The organism is Chryseobacterium arachidis, from assembly GCF_900129245.1.
GTDB lineage: Bacteria > Bacteroidota > Bacteroidia > Flavobacteriales > Weeksellaceae > Chryseobacterium > Chryseobacterium arachidis.
Genome location: NZ_FQUT01000021.1, coordinates 47103 through 64926, shown reverse-complemented (window position 1 = coordinate 64926; position 17824 = coordinate 47103). Strand labels below are relative to the sequence as shown.

Sequence of the window (17824 nt, the reverse complement as noted above, 5' to 3'; positions counted from 1 at the left end):
CCATTCCGAACACAGAAGTTAAGCCCACCAGCGCCGATGGTACTGCTAACGCGGGAGAGTAGGTCGCCGCCAGTTTTTATTAAAAGTCTCATAGAGTATTCTGTGAGACTTTTTTTTGTTTGAAACTCAAAGAAATCCAGGCTTAAAACTCAAAGAGTTAGCTTTGCCTATTGCCTATTGCCTATTGCCTGTTTTAAATGATAGCACTTCATCCCACAGAAGCCACCACTTTGCGAATCTAAAAATTTCTTAACTTCATTTAAAAGTTGGAATCCTAGAAAAAGTAAAATTAAATTACTCTGAGGTTATAATGATCATTCCTAAACACGGTGAGATTGGCAGTAAAGAATTACCTAATCATATAATACAATTATTCAGTAATAATTAATCAGGAACAATTTTTACAATATCCTGAAATAAATCCATTAAAAGTAACGGATTGATAGCCTGGTGGTAATTTGACATCAATTTCATTCGGTAAGCATTCAATGTTTCCACAGCTTAGACATTTGAAATGGAAATGATTATGCTGATGTTTTTTTTCGGAGCAATTTATACAAAACGCAAAATAAAATTTCCCGTCATCTCCTAAGATTTTATGCACAATTCCGTCTTCACAAAAGCTGTTCAGTACTCTGTAAATCGTTGCACGGTCAACAGATTCCCCTAATTCTTTCTGTAAAATTTCCTGACTTAAAGCTGATTTTGAGTTCTTTAAAGATTCCAGAATCAATTGCTTAGTTATGGTATTTCTCTTTGCCATAGTACAAAGATAAAAATTATTATTGCGATTAAGTCGCATTAATAAAAATTTGTTATTATATTTGTCGATAAATAATAAAAGGTGATTGGTATTAAAATTGACTTTTTATAATGTTTATTAATAATTTAAAATTAAATTATGGAACAAAACCCAGACGTTATCATTATAGGAGGAAGCTATGCCGGATTATCTGCAGCTATGGCTTTGGGAAGATCTTTAAGAAATGTACTGATCATAGACAGCGGTAAACCATGCAACCGACAAACTCCGCATTCGCATAATTTTATTACACATGACGGAAAAACTCCGAAAGAAATTTCTCACTCGGCAAAAGAACAGGTTTTGAAATATGAAACGGTAAAGTTTTATAATGGATTAGTTGTAAAAATTTCTAAAGATTCGAACCGTTTTAAGGTTGAAACTGAAAGGAATGAAATATTTTATGCCAAAAAGTTAGTTCTGGCTACCGGAGTGAAAGATATAATGCCTGATATTCCTGGATTTGCAGAATGTTGGGGTATTTCTGTGATCCATTGTCCCTACTGTCATGGATATGAGGTAAAAGGTAAAGTAACCGGGATTATGTCGAATAGCGAAATGACTTTTGATTTTACCAAATTGGTCTTTAATTTAACAAAAGAACTGACCTTATTTACGAATGGGAAATCAATATTAAATGAAGAGCAGACTGAAAAATTTAATCAAAATAAAATTAATTTGATCGAAGATGAAATCAGTGAAATTATCCATGAAAAAGGACAGATTAAAAAATTAATTCTTAAAAATGGAAAAGAAATTCCCTTGGAAGCGTTGTATGCAAAAATTCATACAGAACAAAATATTAATGTCGAAGATTTAGGGTTGGAGCTTGTAGATCATGGCTTTATTAAAATTGATTCTTTGCACAAAACCAATATTCCCGGAGTTTTTGCTTGCGGAGATAATGTGACGATGATGCGATCGGTCGCCAATGCTGTCGCTCAGGGAAGCTTTGTGGGAGCGGTTGTGAACAAAGAACTTGCAGAAGAAACTTTTTAGAATTTATATCTGTCGCTAATTTTATTCCTCCTTTCTGGAGGATTTTTTTTGAAAATAATTGCCGAATCAATTTTTTATCGTAATATTACGATATAGATTAAATATGGGTGCTACAAAAACTGATTTTTTTACTGAGCAGCAGAATAAAATTGCCATAATTGCTAAAGCGTTAGGCCATCCTGCAAGAATTGCCATTATTGAATATCTGCTTAAAGTTAACGAATGTATCTGTGGGGATATTGTGAATGAGCTTCCCTTAGCTCAGCCTACCATTTCCCAGCATCTTAAAGAATTGAAAAATGCAGGTCTGATTAAAGGCAGCGTAGAAGGAAATTCGGTTTGTTATTGTATTGACGAAAGTGCTTTCGAACTTTTGAATATATTTTTTTCCAATATAATTTCTACAGTTAAAAAGTAAAACTGCTGTTAAAATTTTTTGAACTTACTCATCGTAATATTACGATATTATAATTTAAATACTATTAATATGACACTCACACAAATTAAAGAAATTCTTCCAACGTTAGACAATGTCGAATTTCAATTGGAAAACGGAAATTTTGTTCCTGAGTATTTTCATGTAACGGAAATAGGAATGATTACCAAAAACTTTATAGATTGCGGCGGAACTGTCAGAAAAGAAGAAAAAGTAAACTTTCAGCTTTGGAACGCCAATGATTATGAACATCGTTTAAAACCAGGGAAACTTTTACATATCATTGCACTTTCCGAAGACCAATTGGGAATTGGCGATTTCGAAATCGAAGTGGAATATCAGAATGCAACTATTGGAAAGTATGATCTTGAATTCAACGGAAAGCATTTTATCCTTAAAAATAAACTTACTGCGTGTCTGGCACAGGATGCCTGCGGAATTCCTCCACAAAAACAAAAGCTAAATTTAAGTGAACTTTCAGGAACCCTTTCAGCTTCATGCCCGCCAAATTCTGGCTGCTGTTAAATTATGAAAGAAAAACTTATTAAATATAAAAAACCAATTATCATTACAGCCTCTGTTGTTGCCTTACAACTTATTTTTGGTTTTGATCCTAAGTTTTGCGTCATTAATATTATTTGGTTATTCATTTAAAAAATATGAAAAAGAAAATATTGGTACTTTGTACCGGGAATAGCTGCAGAAGCCAGATTGCAGAAGGATACTTAAGATATTTTGTTCAGGATAAAGCAGAAATCTACAGTGCCGGAATAGAAACCCACGGTGTGAATCCTAAGGCTGTTGAAACAATGAAAGAAGATGAGATCGATATTTCACAATACACTTCAAACAATATTGATGAATACCGAAACATTAATTTTGATTTTGTAATTACGGTTTGTGACCACGCAAAAGAAAACTGTCCTTATTTTCCGACAAAAGCAATGACTTTTCATCATAATTTTCAGGATCCGGCCAAAGCTGTCGGAACGGTAGAAGAAATTAATTTTGCATTTAAAAAGGTAAGGGAGGAGATCAAAAATTATTGTGAGAATTTTATTAAAGAAAACATATTATAGAGCAATTTGATAATTTTTAACAGTAAAAATCATATTTCACCATGCTTAAATCTCGCCGAAAATTTCGTATTTTTGGCATGAAATTTCTAAAAATAAAAGTAAAATGGATATTATCTTCGACCTGATTGAAAAAGAAAGACAAAGACAGTCTCATGGATTAGAGCTTATTGCATCAGAAAATTTTGTTTCTGAAAACGTAATGAAAGCGATGGGAAGTGTACTGACAAATAAATATGCTGAAGGATATCCTGGAAAAAGATATTACGGAGGGTGTGAAGTAGTAGATGAAGTTGAAACTTTGGCTATCGAAAGAGCTAAAGCACTTTTCGGAGTTGATTATGTAAATGTGCAGCCACACTCTGGTTCTCAGGCGAATGCAGCGGTTTACCTTGCTGTTTTGAAGCCAGGAGATAAAATCATGGGGATGGATCTTTCCATGGGAGGTCACCTTACTCACGGTTCGGGAGTTAATTTCTCTGGTATTCAGTATCAGGTTGTTTCTTACGGTGTAGAAAAAGAAACGGGTCTTATTGATTACAACCAAATGAGAGAAGTAGCTTTAAGAGAAAGACCGAAAATGATGATCGCAGGCTTCTCTGCTTATTCAAGAGATCTGGATTATGCTAAATATAGAGAAATTGCAGACGAAATCGGAGCTACACTTTGGGCAGATATTGCTCACCCGGCAGGTTTGGTAGCAAAAGGTTTATTAAACAATCCATTCGAACACTGTCATATCGTAACAACGACTACTCACAAAACATTGAGAGGTCCTAGAGGTGGTATGATCATGATGGGAAAAGATTTTGAAAATACTTACGGTCACAAAACTCCGAAAGGAGAAACAAAAATGATGAGCCAGGTTCTTGACGGTGCTGTTTTCCCGGGAATTCAGGGAGGTCCGCTGGAGCACGTTATTGCCGGAAAAGCAGTAGCTTTCGGTGAAGCTTTGGATGATCAGTTCTTAACTTATGCAAAACAGGTTCAGTCTAATGCTAAAGCTTTGGCAAAAGCAATGATTGACAGAGGATTTGATATTGTAAGTGGAGGAACAGACAATCACCTGATGTTGGTTGACCTTAGAAATAAAAATGTAAACGGTAAAGAGACCGAAAAAGCTTTAGTTCTTGCGGATATTACTTGTAACAAAAACATGGTTCCGTTTGATGACAAGTCACCGTTTACGACTTCCGGTATCAGATTCGGTACTGCAGCAATCACGACAAGAGGATTAAAAGAAAATGACATGGATACGATTGCAGGATTTGTTTCTGAAGTGGTAGACAATATCAAAAATGAGGAAGTAATTACTTCTGTAAGAAAGAAAGTAAACGAATTGATGGAAGGTAAAGCATTATTTAATTACTAATCTTATCTCAGTTAAAATATAAGGAATGGGCAGTTTGTCCATTCTTTTTTGTATCATTATATATGGAAAAAAAATCTTTCACTTTTGATGAAATTAAACTGAAAATGGTAAACTACTGCATTTATCAGGATCGGTGTCATGCAGAAGTTGAGCAGAAAATGAAAGAATTTTTGTTGATTGATGAAGCGAAGGAAGAGATTATCCTCTATCTATTAAAGGAAAATTATTTGAATGAAGAGCGATTTACCAGAAGCTATATCAGAGGTAAATTTTATATTAAACACTGGGGAAGGGCAAAAATTAGGATTCATTTAAAACAAAAACAAATCTCTGAAAAACTGATCAGCAAATGTTTTGATGAAATAGATGAAGACGACTACGAAAAAACCATCCGAAGAATCTATGAAGATTACTATTCAAAACAAAGCGGATTGAAAGAATATCAGAGAAAATCCAAAACTATAAAATATTTGATGAGCCGGGGTTTTGAATATGAAAAAATAAATGATACTTTTGATTGAATATAAAAGATGAAGAAATTAACACAGTATAAAGATTGAAAGAAGATAAAATTTGGCTCTCACCTCCTCACATGGGTGGGACTGAGCTTAAATATATACATAACGCCTTTGATACCAATTGGATCTCTCCGTATGGTTCCAATATTGACGAATTTGAGAAGGGGCTTGAAAATTACTTAGGTAACAATTCATTTGTTACGGCCTTGTCATCCGGTACAGCGGCAATTCATCTGGCTTTACAGCTTTTGAATGTTGAGGAAGGAGATTTCGTGATCTGCCAATCTTTTACCTTTGTTGCAACGGCTAATCCTATTTTATATTTAAAAGCGATTCCTGTTTTCGTAGACAGCGAAGAATCGACCTGGAATTTATGTCCAAATGCAGTAGAAGATGCAGTAAAATATTGTTTAAAACAAGGGAAAAAGCCTAAAGCAATCATTGCCGTTTCATTATACGGAATGCCTTTCATGGTGGATGAAATAGTAGAAGTTTCTAAAAAGTATGACATACCAATAGTAGAAGATAGTGCAGAAGCTTTGGGAAGTAGATATAAAGGTCAGTTATGCGGTACTTTCGGAGATTTTTCTATTATCAGTTTTAATGGCAATAAAATTATAACAACGTCCGGCGGCGGAATACTTATCTCAAGAAAAGAATCGCAGAAAGGCAGGGCAGCTTATCTGTCCGGACATGCAAAAGAAGATAAAGATTATTACAGTCACTCTGAGTTGGGCTACAATTATAAAATGAGTAATATTTCTGCAGGAATAGGAAGAGGGCAGCTGGAAGTTTTAGAAGAAAGGATAAAGCAGAGACGGGAAAATCATGATTTTTATCACCATTTGTTGAAGGAATTTGAAGATATAGAGCTTTTTTGTGAACCTGATGAAAGTTTTTTTTCCAATTATTGGTTAAATACGATCATTATAAAGGGTGAATTTCTTTCAAAAGAACGGATACGCGCTATATTTTTTGAAAGCAACATAGAAACCAGATATCTATGGAAACCAATGCATTTGCAGGACTTATATAAAGACTATAAATTTATTGGAAATAATACATGTGGGATATTATTCGATAAAGGATTATGCCTGCCATCGGGAAGCGGATTGACGGATGATTGTAAAAATAGAATTGCGGAGATGATATATAATCTGAAAAGCTAAATTTAAGACAAAATTTCATCCATCGTTGAAATTTTATTATAAATTTGCACAAATGCTTTCGATTACGAAGGTATGTCAGGTTTATACTATTCACACATGACGCGAATGAACACAAATAAAGACAATGTATAGCTCTTTTAGAAAGAAATTGTTCGGAGGAGATAATGTTGTCAATCTCTCAGATGTAAGATATCTACCCAGGTGGATTATCCTCATAATAGATATTATCATTTTGATTATATCCCTATTCCTATCTACTTATATTATAGAAAAAATTACCCAGACAGAGTTTATCTATCATAAAGATGAGATCATTATTTTTACATGTATTATACTCTCTAATGTAGTATTCATGTATGTCTTTAAAACGTATGCCGGTATTATCAGGCATTCTACTTTTATTGATCTTTTCAAATTATTGGTGTCTTGTTTCTGTACGATGTTTGTCGTTGGCTCTGTAAATATTGTTTACTTTTGGGTTACAGGAGGAAAGTTTATTCTTACGCCTTATCTGGTTTTGTATTTTATCATTTCCTTTATGGGATTGTTTTTATTCAGACTGTATGTAAAAGAATTTTTTCACATCGTGAGAGAATACAGAAGAAGTACACTGAAAAAAAGAATTCTTGTACTAGGTATAGACGAGCAATCCATTGCAATAGCAAGGGCTATATTAGATAATCCGAGTCTTCCTTATCATGTTGTAGGTTTTCTTACACAGCGTACCGATTCCAAGAGAGCATCACTATTGGGTAAACCAATTTTTGCAAAATCTAAAATAGAAAATAATACAAAGGAAGAGCTTCTTATTGATGGCGTTATTATCGTGAAAGAAATGATGTCTAAGGATGAAATGAATTCTTGGGTTAATCTTTTTTTAGAAAAAGATCTCAACATATTTAAGTCGCCATCCGTACAAAAGCTTAGAGACAGTGATTTTGGAGGATCCATCAGAAATCTTCAGATTGAAGACCTTTTAAACAGGAAACCGATCAAGATTCAAAATGAAGAAATTAAAAGCAGACATTTTAATAAAACGATCTTAGTTACCGGAGGAGCCGGATCAATTGGTAGTGAAATAGTTCGCCAGGTTGCACAATTTAATCCTTCTCTTATCGTTGTTTTAGACCAGGCAGAAACTCCTCTGTATGATATAGAACTCGAAATGAAGGAAAAATTTCCACACATACGATTCAAGTTTGTTTTAGCAGATGTATCAAATAAACATAGAATTGAGCCTTTGTTTCAGATGTATAATTTTTCCATGGTATATCATGCCGCAGCATATAAGCATGTGCCGTTGGTTGAGGAAAATCCACATGAAGGAATTTTGGTAAATGTATTGGGATCAAAAATCATAGCTACACTTTCTAGTAAATATCATGTAAATAGATTTGTAATGATTTCCACTGATAAAGCGGTAAACCCTACCAATGTTATGGGAGCTTCAAAGAGAGCTGCGGAATTATTCGTTCAGTCATTGCAGAATGTAGAAGGAAATACAACTAAGTTTATTACGACAAGATTTGGGAATGTTTTGGGATCCAACGGCTCTGTGATTCCACATTTTAAAAAACAGATAGAAGCGGGTGGTCCTGTTACGATTACACATCCTGAGATCGTACGATATTTTATGACCATTCCTGAGGCTTGCGAGTTGGTACTACAGGCAGGTACCATGGGGAAAGGAGGGGAGATCTTTGTTTTTGATATGGGAGAACCCGTGAAAATATTGGATTTGGCAAAAAGGATGATAAAACTCTCAGGGTTTGAACCTAATATTGACATCAAAATAATTTATACAGGGTTAAGACCGGGAGAAAAGTTATACGAAGAGCTTTTGAGTGACGGTGCAAAGACATTGCCTACTCATAACGAGAAGATCATGATTTCTAAAGATCCTTCTACTGAATTTAATGAAATAAATTTGTTAATAAATTTGGTAACAAAAGCTTCTATCAGAAGAGATAAAGTAGAAGTAGTGAAATTATTAAAAACAATTGTACCAGAGTTTAAGAGTAATAATTCTATCTATGAGGTATTGGATAACTAAATAAAATATAAATGTATATTTGTACAATTTTAAAATATGAAGGGTAAAGTTCTAACTATATTTTGTGCGCTTGTTTTGGTTTCCTGTAAAGTGAACCAAAATGCAAAGAATGATCTGAATTATATGCAAAATATAGAAAATGTTGCGATAGAGTCATCAATAAAAAATTCCAGTTCCACAATACAACCGGGAGATCAAATGGTTATTATGATTACAGCTAAAGATATGGATGTGGTAAAACCGTTTAATCAAAACTATTCTTCTTCTGAAGTTATTCAGAATAATGGTTCTGCAGGAGGAAATACTCCAAATCAAGGGGCTACAAGTATTTCTGGACCTACTTATATTGTGGATGCAGATGGTAATATAGATTTTCCTGAATTAGGAAAAATAAATGTAAGTGGAAAGACTTTAGTAGAGTTTAAAGATGAACTTCGGGAAAATCTTAAACAATATATTATTAATCCTACTGTAAATATAAGATTAGCAAATTTTAAAATTACAATGTTAGGAGAGGTAAATCGACAAGGAGATTATATTATTTCTAACGGCCAGGGAACCATATGGAATGCACTAGGTATGGCAGGAGATCTTACAATGTATGGGAAAAGGGATGATATACTGATCATAAGAACAGAAAATGGACAGGTTACTCACGGAAAGATTAATCTTCAGGATGCTAATTTGATCAATTCTCCCTACTACTATTTAAAGCAAGGAGATGCAATTATCGTTGCAGCAAATAATGCCAAGGATATATCATCTAAGCAGAATCCTAACACAGGGCTTTATCTGACAGCAGCATCAATCGCTTTAACAGCGGCAGCTCTTGTGATAAGTTTAGTAAAATAATATTCAATTTTGTTCCCTATTATTAAAATTATTCTTTAGCTATAATAATTAAAGAGTTCAGAGACTTAGAAATAATAAGCTTTTAGACTAAATAAAATGAATGAAAATAAATTATATAAAATAGGAGTTATTGGACAAGGATATGTAGGTCTGCCATTATCAATAGAATTTGCTAAACATTATCCTGTTTTAGGATTCGATATTAATTCTCATAGAGTTGAAGAATTAAATAAAGGAATAGATAGTACTCTTGAAGCTGACTTAGAAAAGTTGACTTTATCTTTACGAAAATATAAAGAATCAAATGGGATATTAGGATATAAAGCTACATCTATCTTAAATGAAATAGCTAATTGTAATGTTTATATTGTAACTGTACCTACTCCTATCGATAAATACAATGCTCCTGATTTGGGACCTCTGCTTTCTGCATCAAAAATGCTTGGGGAAATTATAAAGAAAGGAGATATCATCATTTATGAATCAACTGTTTTTCCAGGATGTACAGAAGAAGAATGTGTACCTATTTTAGAAAAACGTTCGGGGTTAATTTACAATCAAGATTTTTATATAGGATATTCACCAGAGAGAATAAACCCTGGTGATAAAATTAATACGTTAACAAGTGTTAAAAAGGTAACCTCCGGATCAACTGAAGAAATAGCTGAAGAAGTTGATGCATTATATCGTAAGATCATTATAGCCGGAACTCATAAGGCATCTAGTATCAAGGTGGCTGAAGCTTCAAAAGCGATCGAAAATGCGCAGAGAGATGTTAATATTTCATTTGTTAACGAGCTTGCTCTAATTTTTGACAGAATTGGGATTGATACTAATGATGTTCTTGAAGCGGCGGGAACAAAATATAATTTTTTGAAGTATAAACCTGGTTTAGTAGGAGGGCATTGTATCTCTGTAGATCCTTATTATTTGGCTCATAAAGCTGAACAATTGGGATATCATCCTGATGTTATTCTTTCCGGGAGAAGAGTGAATGATTCTATAGCAAATTTTATAGCTTCTAAAGTCGTGAAACTTCTTATTGCTAAAGGAGGTATTGTAAAGAATTCAGAAGCCTTAATTTTGGGTATTACCTTTAAAGAAAATTGCCCGGATGTTAGAAATACCAAAGTTGTTGATATTTATAACGAGCTTAAGGAATACGGGATTAATGTTGATGTTTACGATCCGTGGGCAAATAAAGAAGAAGTTGAGCATGAATACGGTGTGCACATTCTTGAAAAGCTCAAAGAAGGTAAAAAATATGATTCTATAATTGTTGCTGTTTCGCATAAAGAATTTCTCGAAATGGATATAGAACAATTAAAAAATACAACTGCAGTTATTTTTGATGCGAAAGCATGTCTAGATAGAAAGTTAGTAGACGCAAGATTATAATAATAAAATAAAGATTTAATTATAGTAGATAATGAATAATTCGGTAATTGAGGGTCAGGAAAAACAACTAAGTATTAATGAAATTATCAAGCCATATTTAAGAAACTGGATATGGTTTGTAATCGTACCTATTTTATCTTTAATTATAGTTTATTTTTACGTAAAGCAGGTAACTCCAGTTTATAAAATAGAGTCTACTGTGCTTATTAAGGATGCAAAAACTGCACCTAATACCTCTGAAGAATTTGGAGTTTTACAGGATCTATCAGGATTGGGGGGAATGGGGACCAATAGTATCGAAAACGAAATTGAGATTTTCAAGTCTAAAAAAATGATGTATGATGTTGTGAAAAAATTAGAACTTCAAAATTCTATTTTTACAAAATCAGGTTTCACTACGAAAGAGCTTTACAGTGATACTTCACCAATACTCATACATACAATTAACGAAAAACCGTTTACACAATCTCCGGAGAAGCCAGTATTAATAAAAATCTCTGGTAATGAGATTATTTTAAGTTCGGAAGAGCTTTCTCATGAAATTAAAACTACTTTCAATAAAACCATCAGTCTTCCGTATGCTAATATTTTAATTCAGAAAAATTCTAAATTTAACAAAGCAAAGGCGGGAGAAGTCGGTGATCTTTATTTTACCTATTCTACATTAGAGAATACAGTTATTAAATGGCAAGGGAAATTAGATGCCCACCTTGTAAATAAAGATGCTACGGTGATAGGATTGTCTTTAAACTATCCTAACACTGATAAGGCTAAAGATATTCTAAATAATTTAGTTCATGTATATAATAATGAGGCTATTAGTGATAAAAATTCTGAATCTAAAAAGACAAAAGATTTTATTGATGATAGAATTAATATTATTTCAAATGAGCTGGGGCAAGTAGAAAGTGAGAAAGAAAACTTCAAAACAGCTAATAAAATTACAGATATAGAGGTAGAAGCAAGATTAAATCTTGAAACTTCTGCGAGTGCAAGAGCAAAAGAGCTTGAAATAGAATCACAATTAGAGCTCACAAATACACTTATTAATTTTATAGATAAGCAAAATAATTCTCAAGTTTTACCAATTAATATGGGATTAGATAATGCCACAGCAATGGCTAATATTTCCGAATATAATCAATTGGTTTTAGAAAGAAATAGATTATTAGAAAATGCAACGCCTCAAAACCCTTTAGTTGTTAGTGTTACCAAGCAGATCTCATCTCTGAGAGGGGCTGTTTTAGAGAGTTTAATTAAAAACAGAACAGGTCTCCAGATGGCAAAAAATCAATATCAAGGGGAGCAAAATACTGTTAATTCCAAAATTACAAAAGTACCACACCAAGAGAAAAAATTCAGAAGTATTGAAAGACAGCAGCAAATAAAGGAGAGTTTATACTTATTATTACTTCAGAAAAGGGAAGAAACTGCTATTTCTCTTGCTGTAACGGGAAATAAAGCAAGAATTGTAGATTACGCTTATACATATCCTACTCCTATAGCACCCAGAAAACAGATATTTTTGTTAGGAGGTTTATTGGTTGGACTACTGATACCGTTTATAATTATTTATTTTAAAGAATTATTTAATAATAAAATAAAATCTAAACATGATTTAGTTAATTTGTCAAATAATAAGCCAGTTATCGGAGAAATTCCTAGTTTGGAAAGAGGTCAAGATGAATTGGTAAAAGTAAACGATCTTTCTCCATTAGCTGAAGCATTCAGGATTCTAATTACGAATATGAATTTCTTGTTATCTAAAAAGAAAGGTTCGAAGGTAGTATTTGTAACTTCCACAGTTAAGGCTGAAGGTAAGACATTTGTATCCGTAAATCTTGCTCTTACACTTGCTACCCCTAATAAAAAAACAATTATTATCGGTTCAGACATCAGAAATCCGCAGCTTCAAAGGTATAATCCTGCTAGAAAGGGCTTGTTAGGACTTACTGAATATCTTTATGATGATAAAACAAAGCTTGAAAATATTATACATACTTCTACTTTTAATCCAAATTTGGATGTGATATATTCAGGAAGCATACCTCCCAATCCTACTGAGCTTTTAACGAATGGAAGATATGAAATACTTATTGAGGAATTAAAAACAAAATATGATTATATCATTTTAGATACGGCTCCGTTGATGTTGGTTACAGACACCTTCCTTTTTGCTGAAATGGCTGATGTTACTCTTTATGTTTCAAGATCCGGATATACAGAAAAAACACTGATAGAATTTGCTAATAATAGTATTGATTCTGGAAAAATTACAAATGTAGGATTTGTACTAAATGATGTAAGTAAAAATTATCTCGGCTATGGAAATAAATATGGATATGGATACAATGCTGAAGAAAAAAAATGGTGGGAAAAAATTTTAAAAAAATAATAAGCATTATAATAAAATAATGATATTGGAAAAAACCTTTATAAAACAATATAAAGGTTTTTATTTAAGAGCATATTTGATAAAATATCGATAAGAGTTAAAAGGATTACACATTACATCAATTTCAATGTTTAAAAATAAAGTACTTGAAAATATTTTTTCTTTAGGAATTAGCCAGATTGCAAGTGTTGCTTTTCCCTTAATTACGATGCCATATGTATCGAGAATTATTGGCCCTGAAGGTTATGGTATTTTGAACTACAGCACAGCCTTTATTGGATATTTTACATTATTTATTTTATACAGTTTTGATTTATCAGGAACAAAAATAATTTCTAGGAATATTAATGATAAAGTTCTTGTTAGCCAAGCCTTCTCCGAAGTATTATATTCAAGATGCATTTTATATGTTATTTGCTGTGTATTATTTATAATATCGTTCTTCTTTGGAAAAGTTTTTCATAAAGATTATTTAGTCAGTATCATTTTATTTATTGGACTACTTTCTTCAGTTTTTTCGCCACAATTTATCTATCAAAGTTTTCAGGATTTAAAGCTTTTTTCTAAAATAAATGTGATTAGAGGATTAATCAATATGATTTTAATTTTTCTTTTTGTAAAGACAAAACAAGATTATTTTTATATTCCTTTATTTGCCACAATTTTTAATGTTATCATCAATATAGGTTTGCTTTTGCATGCAAAGAAAAAGTTTTCTTTACAATTAACGAGGCAACCTCTTAATAAATTATTTAATTTAATATTTACTGATAGATTTATTTTTATTTCAAATGTTTTGGGAGCCTTTAGAGCTACTACGAATACTATTATTTTAGGTTTTTTCGTCACAACGAAAGAAATAGGATATTTTACGACAAGTATAAATTTTTTGTTTGTTGTTGTAAACGTTCTTTTTATTCCAATATCAACAGCTATTTATCCCTTTATATCCAATGCATTTTCAAAGTCTCATGAAGTAGGAAACGATATTGTTAAGAAGATTGTACCTATAACAGTGTACTTTTATTTTATTACCTCCTTTTGTTTGTTGGTGTTTTCTCCTTTTCTAATAATGTTAATTTTTGGAAATAAGTTTGATGAATCGATAAAAATTCTGCAGATCATATCATTTGCACCTCTTACGATTGGCTTATCTAATTTATTAGGAGTACAGGTTTTACTGAATTATCATTTTGATAAGTTGTATTTCAGAATAAATTTATACAGTACAATTATTACATTGATACTAAATTTTTATTTAAGTAAAAACTTCGGATATTATGGTGCTGCTTGGAATATTGTTTTTGTTGATATTATGATCATTACTTTGTATTTTATATATCTTAAAAAGTTAAAAATAAATATTATTGACTGGAATTATTTTAACCCCAAAATCGTTAAGGCAAACTTATTTAGTCTTGCTTCGTTTAAAAAATAAAATTGGACTATGCGCATATTGGGAATAATTATATTATATAATCCGGATATTAAAAATGTTTTAAAAAATATTTCAAAATTCATTGATCACATTGATCATTTGATTATTTGGCAAAATTCTTCTTGTGAGGGATTGGAGAAAATGGTAGGTGAATATTCTAACAAGCTTACAATAATGGGAAATAAAAACAATCAGGGGATAGCATATCCTTTGAATGTCGCTACAAATAGGATTAAAGAAAGTTCGTCATTTACTCATTTGTTAACAATGGATCAAGATAGTGAATGGCAAAATTTTGATTCATTTATAGATACCGTTAGCTTACTTGATAATCATTCTATCTACTCACCTAACATAAATAATGAAAATAATGATTGTACGACAAATACCAAAAAAGTTAATGATTGTATAACGTCTGGAGCATTATTCTCTAAATATGCTTTAGATAAAATCAACGGTTTTAATGAAGTTTATAGTGTAGATTGTGTAGATTATGATTTTAGTTATAAGGCAACCGCAAATGGGATTAATATATATAAAATATGTAATGCCCGCATGGTACAGACTTATGGCGCTCCTCAAATATCTAAATATTTTGGAATAAAATCTAATGTCTATTCAGCGCAGAGATCTTATTTTATTGTTCGGAATCATATGCTATTATGGAAAGATCACAATAAATATCTGAGTTCTAGATTTAAAATCAATATTCTGAAACATTATATATTTGTAAGAATTGTGAAAATTATTATGATGGAAGATCATAAAATTAAAAAAATTTCTTCCATTATCAGAGGATTATTTGATGGGCTTATGAATAATCGTTCAAAAAAATATACATAAAAATTATGACTAGGTTTATATGGGTTCTTATATCAGTACTTTGTGTTGCTGCAATGTTTTTTGCGGGTAAAGATTCTGTGTATTTTTCAGACAAAATATTTTTCACTAGTAGTATTATTCAGGTAATATCCATATATAATATTTTTTCCAGAGAAAGCGAGCCCTACTCATTAGAAAAAATGTTTTATCTCTTTTCACTATTTTTCTTTGGGATAGCCCCATTACTACAATCGTACGCCAATTCGAAATTTTGGTATTATAGACCTCTTAGAGAAGATGAATATTTTTTCATGAATATTTTGATATTGTTTATTATTGTCTTGTATAAAATAATTTATAATTTTTTTAGAAAAACAATAGCCCATTCTAAAACACAGAACAAGTTCAGTAATTTTAAAATAGGAGATAAAATATCTTTTTTTAATGCTATTATTTTAATAGCTATATCGTCGATGTCTTTCATTATAGTATTCGCATCTAATAATTTTAATATTGTGCCTATGCTTATTCGCGGAGGTGAATTGGTAGCAGACGCTTTAAAAAATGTTGAGCAAGACGAAAGTCCTACAAAATGGCTTATTGTAAACAATTTTGTAAGACCAATGTCTATCATGTGTTTTTTATATTATGCTATTTCTAAGGAAAAGAATAAAGTTATCTTTGCCATATTGGGTATATTGGCAATTATCACATGTTTTCCTGCTGCTGTTCCACGTTTTGCGGCGGCTGCCATGTATATTCCTGTAATATTAGTTTTGATTTCTTTTGTAAGGAAAAAAAATGTTTTTTCACTTCTTTTTATTGGTGGGCTTCTGTTTCTTTTTCCTTTTTTAAATATTTTTAGAAACTTCGGTAGTAGTAGTGGTGAAGAAGAATTTAAATTAGACTTCAAAATGTTTACAGAACCCCATTTTGATACTTACCAGAACTTCGCCTTATTAATTTCTAACGATATTATTAGCTATGGGCGACAGTTATTAGGAGTGTTTTTATTTTGGGTACCCCGATCTGTATGGCCAGATAAACCACCGGGTACAGGAGCTTACACTGCAGAAAAGTTAAATTTCTTTTTTAGCAATGTAGCTGCTAATTATTTTGCAGAAGGATACGTAAACTTTGGATATTTAGGAATTATAATATTTCTGATATTTTTAGCGTATCAAACTGCATTAGTGGATAAAACTTATTGGGAAACTAAAAGAACAATTATCGGAGATTTTTTTTCTGTATTATATGCAATTTCATTAGGCTTTCTATTTTTTATCTTAAGAGGAGACTTGCTTAGTTCAGTAGCGTATATGTTCGGTTTCCTATTTGCCGCAATATTTGTATATAAAATCACCACATTTAGAATAAAAAATTATAAATAATGAAAAATAAACAAGCTCGTGTTATAGCTTTCTATCTTCCGCAGTTTCACCCAGTCCCTGAAAATAATGAATGGTGGGGACCTGGCTTTACAGAATGGCAGAGTGTTGCTAGTGCAAAGCCATTATTTAAAGGGCATCATCAACCTAATATCCCTGCTGATTTGGGGTTTTATGATTTAAGGGTTGCAGAAACTCGAAAGTTACAAGCTGAAATGGCGAAAGAAGCTGGGGTTGAAGGGTTTTGTTATTGGCATTATTGGTTTGGAGATAAAAAGAGACTTTTAGAAATGCCTATAAATGAAGTGATGTCTTCTGGAGAGCCGGATTTTCCTTTTTGTTTCGGATGGGCAAATCATAACTGGTATCAGAAACTTTGGGATCCTTCAGGAAATGGAGATAAGCTGTTAATCGAGCAAAAATACCTTGGTAGAAAAGATTATGAAGAACATTTCATGTCTACATTGTTACCAGCGTTTAAAGACGAAAGATACATTCAGGTTGATGGAAAGCCTTTATTTGTTATTTATTCAATAGATAAAAAGAAAGAAATAAAAGAAATAATTGATGTGTGGCGCGAGCTCGCACTGAAAAATGGACTTGACGGAATTTATTTTGTGGCTGTTCAAAGAGGAGAAACCACAGATGAAATAAAAGCTTTAGGTTTCGATGCCATGTACCGATTACAGGATTATTTGAAAACATATGTAAACCAACCTTATTTTGTAAAAGTACTACAGTTCTTAAAAATTAAATTATTTAACTCTCCCAGAAGAATTGATTACGAAAGACTATCTGATAATTTGTATATAGATCAGCACTATGGTGAAGATACAATTCCTACCATTATTCCAAATTATGACCATAGCCCAAGGTCAGGAAGTAAAGGGTTTGTAATTTCGGGATCAACTCCTCAATTATTTGCTGATCAGGTTTCAAAGGCTATTCGGTATTTAAAGAATAAAAAAGAAGATAAAAAAATCTTATTTTTAGTCTCTTGGAACGAATGGGGGGAAGGCAATTATATGGAACCCGATCGTCGTTTTGGAAAAGGATACATTAACGCTTTACGAAAAGTGATATTCAACGAGCAATAGAAGCTTATC

17 protein-coding genes and 1 rRNA gene are annotated in these 17824 nt (G+C 32.0%); 17 read left to right on the top strand and 1 reads right to left on the bottom strand.

Features of this window, described 5'->3' with window-relative positions; translation table 11 throughout:
• Positions 1 to 75, top strand: a 5S ribosomal RNA gene (gene rrf / locus BUA89_RS23585); the annotation flags it as partial.
• Between the two features lie 313 nt (positions 76 to 388).
• Here rrf and BUA89_RS22020 read toward each other — a convergent pair.
• Positions 389 to 763 (bottom strand): Fur family transcriptional regulator, encoded by a 375-nt coding sequence (locus tag BUA89_RS22020; RefSeq protein ID WP_072964068.1) that lies wholly within the window; start codon positions 761 to 763, stop codon positions 389 to 391.
• Positions 764 to 901: 138 nt separating this feature from the next.
• Between BUA89_RS22020 and BUA89_RS22015 the strand changes: the two genes are divergently transcribed.
• From BUA89_RS22015 to BUA89_RS21945, 16 genes are all read left to right on the top strand, one after another.
• Complete coding sequence (locus BUA89_RS22015; protein WP_072964066.1) at positions 902 to 1801, top strand: NAD(P)/FAD-dependent oxidoreductase; 900 nt, start codon at positions 902 to 904, stop codon at positions 1799 to 1801.
• Positions 1802 to 1904: 103 nt separating this feature from the next.
• Entirely contained in the window at positions 1905 to 2219 is a 315-nt protein-coding gene (locus BUA89_RS22010; RefSeq protein WP_072964064.1) for an ArsR/SmtB family transcription factor, read from the top strand.
• 69 nt (positions 2220 to 2288) lie between these two features.
• On the top strand, positions 2289 to 2762 hold the full coding sequence (locus tag BUA89_RS22005; protein ID WP_072964062.1) for a DUF6428 family protein: 474 nt from the start codon (positions 2289 to 2291) through the stop codon (positions 2760 to 2762).
• A 3-nt stretch (positions 2763 to 2765) separates the two neighbouring features.
• On the top strand, positions 2766 to 2891 hold the full coding sequence (locus tag BUA89_RS23425; protein ID WP_262487553.1) for a hypothetical protein: 126 nt from the start codon (positions 2766 to 2768) through the stop codon (positions 2889 to 2891).
• A 5-nt stretch (positions 2892 to 2896) separates the two neighbouring features.
• Complete coding sequence (locus tag BUA89_RS22000; RefSeq protein WP_072964060.1) at positions 2897 to 3316, top strand: arsenate reductase ArsC; 420 nt, start codon at positions 2897 to 2899, stop codon at positions 3314 to 3316.
• Between the two features lie 103 nt (positions 3317 to 3419).
• Positions 3420 to 4685: a serine hydroxymethyltransferase gene (gene glyA, locus BUA89_RS21995; protein WP_072964058.1), complete on the top strand. Its 1266-nt coding sequence runs from the start codon at positions 3420 to 3422 to the stop codon at positions 4683 to 4685.
• Positions 4686 to 4747: 62 nt separating this feature from the next.
• Complete coding sequence (locus BUA89_RS21990; RefSeq protein ID WP_178362493.1) at positions 4748 to 5206, top strand: regulatory protein RecX; 459 nt, start codon at positions 4748 to 4750, stop codon at positions 5204 to 5206.
• A 71-nt stretch (positions 5207 to 5277) separates the two neighbouring features.
• Positions 5278 to 6372 (top strand): DegT/DnrJ/EryC1/StrS family aminotransferase, encoded by a 1095-nt coding sequence (locus BUA89_RS21985; protein ID WP_072964056.1) that lies wholly within the window; start codon positions 5278 to 5280, stop codon positions 6370 to 6372.
• Between the two features lie 124 nt (positions 6373 to 6496).
• Complete coding sequence (locus tag BUA89_RS21980; protein ID WP_072964054.1) at positions 6497 to 8425, top strand: polysaccharide biosynthesis protein; 1929 nt, start codon at positions 6497 to 6499, stop codon at positions 8423 to 8425.
• Between the two features lie 36 nt (positions 8426 to 8461).
• Entirely contained in the window at positions 8462 to 9277 is an 816-nt protein-coding gene (locus tag BUA89_RS21975) for a polysaccharide biosynthesis/export family protein (protein ID WP_072964052.1), read from the top strand.
• 96 nt (positions 9278 to 9373) lie between these two features.
• Entirely contained in the window at positions 9374 to 10675 is a 1302-nt protein-coding gene (locus tag BUA89_RS21970; RefSeq protein ID WP_072964050.1) for a nucleotide sugar dehydrogenase, read from the top strand.
• Positions 10676 to 10706: 31 nt separating this feature from the next.
• Positions 10707 to 13070, top strand: a complete 2364-nt coding sequence (locus tag BUA89_RS21965; RefSeq protein ID WP_072964048.1) for a GumC family protein — start codon at positions 10707 to 10709, stop codon at positions 13068 to 13070.
• A gap of 127 nt (positions 13071 to 13197) precedes the next feature.
• Positions 13198 to 14508 (top strand): oligosaccharide flippase family protein, encoded by a 1311-nt coding sequence (locus BUA89_RS21960; RefSeq protein WP_072964046.1) that lies wholly within the window; start codon positions 13198 to 13200, stop codon positions 14506 to 14508.
• Between the two features lie 9 nt (positions 14509 to 14517).
• Positions 14518 to 15351 (top strand): glycosyltransferase family protein, encoded by an 834-nt coding sequence (locus BUA89_RS21955; RefSeq protein ID WP_072964044.1) that lies wholly within the window; start codon positions 14518 to 14520, stop codon positions 15349 to 15351.
• A 5-nt stretch (positions 15352 to 15356) separates the two neighbouring features.
• On the top strand, positions 15357 to 16721 hold the full coding sequence (locus tag BUA89_RS21950) for an O-antigen polymerase (protein WP_072964041.1): 1365 nt from the start codon (positions 15357 to 15359) through the stop codon (positions 16719 to 16721).
• The gene (locus tag BUA89_RS21945; protein WP_072964039.1) at positions 16721 to 17815 is read left to right on the top strand and encodes a glycosyltransferase WbsX family protein; all 1095 of its coding nucleotides are present in this window, start codon (positions 16721 to 16723) and stop codon (positions 17813 to 17815) included. Before BUA89_RS21950 ends, BUA89_RS21945 begins: the two co-directional genes overlap by 1 nt.
• The last annotated feature ends 9 nt before the right edge of the window (positions 17816 to 17824 follow it).

What these genes read in the sequence shown, in the direction of transcription:
- glyA (WP_072964058.1), top strand. Translation starts at nt 3,420, where the DNA reads ATGGATATTATCTTCGACCTGATTGAAAAAGAAAGACAAAGACAGTCT.
- BUA89_RS21990 (WP_178362493.1), top strand. Translation starts at nt 4,748, where the DNA reads ATGGAAAAAAAATCTTTCACTTTTGATGAAATTAAACTGAAAATGGTA.
- BUA89_RS21960 (WP_072964046.1), top strand. Translation starts at nt 13,198, where the DNA reads ATGTTTAAAAATAAAGTACTTGAAAATATTTTTTCTTTAGGAATTAGC.
- BUA89_RS21955 (WP_072964044.1), top strand. Translation starts at nt 14,518, where the DNA reads ATGCGCATATTGGGAATAATTATATTATATAATCCGGATATTAAAAAT.
- BUA89_RS21970 (WP_072964050.1), top strand. Translation starts at nt 9,374, where the DNA reads ATGAATGAAAATAAATTATATAAAATAGGAGTTATTGGACAAGGATAT.
- BUA89_RS22015 (WP_072964066.1), top strand. Translation starts at nt 902, where the DNA reads ATGGAACAAAACCCAGACGTTATCATTATAGGAGGAAGCTATGCCGGA.
- BUA89_RS21985 (WP_072964056.1), top strand. Translation starts at nt 5,278, where the DNA reads ATGGGTGGGACTGAGCTTAAATATATACATAACGCCTTTGATACCAAT.
- BUA89_RS21980 (WP_072964054.1), top strand. Translation starts at nt 6,497, where the DNA reads ATGTATAGCTCTTTTAGAAAGAAATTGTTCGGAGGAGATAATGTTGTC.
- BUA89_RS21965 (WP_072964048.1), top strand. Translation starts at nt 10,707, where the DNA reads ATGAATAATTCGGTAATTGAGGGTCAGGAAAAACAACTAAGTATTAAT.
- BUA89_RS22005 (WP_072964062.1), top strand. Translation starts at nt 2,289, where the DNA reads ATGACACTCACACAAATTAAAGAAATTCTTCCAACGTTAGACAATGTC.
- BUA89_RS21950 (WP_072964041.1), top strand. Translation starts at nt 15,357, where the DNA reads ATGACTAGGTTTATATGGGTTCTTATATCAGTACTTTGTGTTGCTGCA.
- BUA89_RS22010 (WP_072964064.1), top strand. Translation starts at nt 1,905, where the DNA reads ATGGGTGCTACAAAAACTGATTTTTTTACTGAGCAGCAGAATAAAATT.
- BUA89_RS23425 (WP_262487553.1), top strand. Translation starts at nt 2,766, where the DNA reads ATGAAAGAAAAACTTATTAAATATAAAAAACCAATTATCATTACAGCC.
- BUA89_RS22020 (WP_072964068.1), bottom strand. Translation starts at nt 763, where the DNA reads ATGGCAAAGAGAAATACCATAACTAAGCAATTGATTCTGGAATCTTTA.
- BUA89_RS21975 (WP_072964052.1), top strand. Translation starts at nt 8,462, where the DNA reads ATGAAGGGTAAAGTTCTAACTATATTTTGTGCGCTTGTTTTGGTTTCC.
- BUA89_RS22000 (WP_072964060.1), top strand. Translation starts at nt 2,897, where the DNA reads ATGAAAAAGAAAATATTGGTACTTTGTACCGGGAATAGCTGCAGAAGC.
- BUA89_RS21945 (WP_072964039.1), top strand. Translation starts at nt 16,721, where the DNA reads ATGAAAAATAAACAAGCTCGTGTTATAGCTTTCTATCTTCCGCAGTTT.